Source organism: Noviherbaspirillum agri (assembly GCF_054780595.1).
Genome location: NZ_BAAGWA010000035.1, coordinates 1 through 1,923, shown reverse-complemented (window position 1 = coordinate 1,923; position 1,923 = coordinate 1). Strand labels below are relative to the sequence as shown.

General features: G+C 61.9%; 1 protein-coding gene. It reads left to right on the top strand.

Annotated features, from left to right (window positions below; all coding sequences use genetic code 11):
- Positions 1-440: 440 nt before the first annotated feature.
- A partial coding sequence (locus tag ACYVIA_RS22225; protein ID WP_460844480.1) for an FMN-binding protein occupies positions 441-1,923 on the top strand: 1,483 nt, incomplete at its 3' end.

Genomic DNA, 1,923 nt, shown 5'->3' with positions numbered 1-1,923 from the left:
GGACAAGCCGGGTGCGTTCTGGATTTACTGTACGCACTTCTGCCACGCGCTGCATCTTGAAATGCGCAGCCGTCTGCTGGTAGAGGCTTAAGCAGGAAAGCCGCGGGATGCCTTTGCTTCCCGCGGCGGCCGGCATCGTGCTGGTAGGTTTTACACCATGTATCAATCCGCAGGCCGGTCGATACACCAGACCGGCCCGGAAAGACTTCGCATTCTTTGGGTTACACCCGGGGATATTCAAGAACCATGTTTCATGGCTGCCAGCATCGGCAGCGAACAAAGAAACAGGCATGCATTAACAACAGCATGGTTCGCCACAAGTGCCGCTGACTGTTCCGGCGCAAACATTTCCAGAAGGAACTAAACTCCTTCTTTTCAGTCAGGAACGGTGAATAAGTAGTTGGATGCGCCCGTTACAGATTAAATTTTCAACAGACCCAATGAAACGCTTTGATTCCTTCGTACGGTTGCTGTTTAGCCTATTCGCCCTGATCGTTGCGGGCATCAGCCTCATGATGGCGCCACAGGCGGCATGGGCCTCGATGTACGAGACCGTTCTCAGCGACGAACTGATGCACGGGCCCAATCTTTGTGCCGACGCCCCGTGCGCCGACGTCCTCCCGGGCGCGAAGGAATTCTCCACGCGCAAGGGCTCGCCGCCGTACGTGGAGGGCTACGCCACCGATAATGGCGAGAAGAAGCTGGTCGGCTACGTGTTCCTGTCGACCGACATCGTCGACATCCCCGCCTATTCCGGCAAGCCGATCGTCACGCTGATCGGCATGGACACGCAGGGCATCATCACCGGCGTGCGCATCCTCAAGCATTCCGAACCGATCCTGCTGCTGGGCATTCCCGAGTCGACGCTGGTCAACTTCATCGCCCAGTACCTCGGCCAGCGCGCCGACGCCAAGCTCGAAGTCGGCCACACCGCCGGCGGCAACGACACGCAGAGCCTGGACGGCGTCAGCGGCGCCACCGTCACCGTCATCGCCGAGAACCAGGCGATCCTGCGCAGCGCCTATGCGATCGCCAGCCAGGTCGGCATCATCAAGAGCGTGCCGAAGCCGCCCGCACGTTTCACCGCACTCGACGAGCAGCTGAACTGGGCGGCCATGGTCAAGGAAGGCAGCGTCGCCCACCTGCAGGTGCAGCCGGAGGAAGTCGGCCTCGACGGCAACGGCAGCCCCTACATCGACCTGTATTTCGGCTACCTCAACGTGCCGACCGTCGGCAAGAGCGTGCTCGGCGCCTACGGCTACGAGCGGCTGATGAGCCACCTGAAGCCGGGCGAGCATGCAATCTTCGTCGTGGCCAACGGCACCGGCTCGTTCAAGGGGTCCGGCTTCGTGCGCGGCGGCATCTACGACCGCATCCAGGTGCGGCAGGACCCGGACTCGTTCACCTTCCGCGACCTCGACTACGAGAACCTGTACCACCTGGAGCCGGCTGATGCGCCGGAATTCAAGGAAACCGGCATCTTCATCGTGCGCTCGGCCACCTTCAACCCGGCCTGGCCGTGGGACCTGACATTCCTCGCCAACAAGATCGTCGGCCAGAACGGCGCGCGCGTGTTTACCCGCTTCAACCAGGAATACTGGCTGCCGGCCCGCTACCTCGAAGGTGGCCGCCCGCACGTGGAGCGCCCGGTCGCTGCGTGGAAACAGCCGTGGCTGGGCCGCAAGCTCGAGATTGCCGTCTTCGTGCTGATGCTGGTCGTCACCGCCGGGCTGTATTCGCAGCGCGACCGGCTCGCGCGCATGTCCAGGCGCAAGAGCAAGCCGTGGATTTCCATTCCGCGCACGCTGTTGTGGATTGGCAGCGTCGGCTTCATCGGCTTCTACCTGAAGGCGCAGCCGAGCATCACGCAGATCATGACCTGGTTCCACTCGCTGATCCACCAGTGGCGCTGGGAACTGTTCC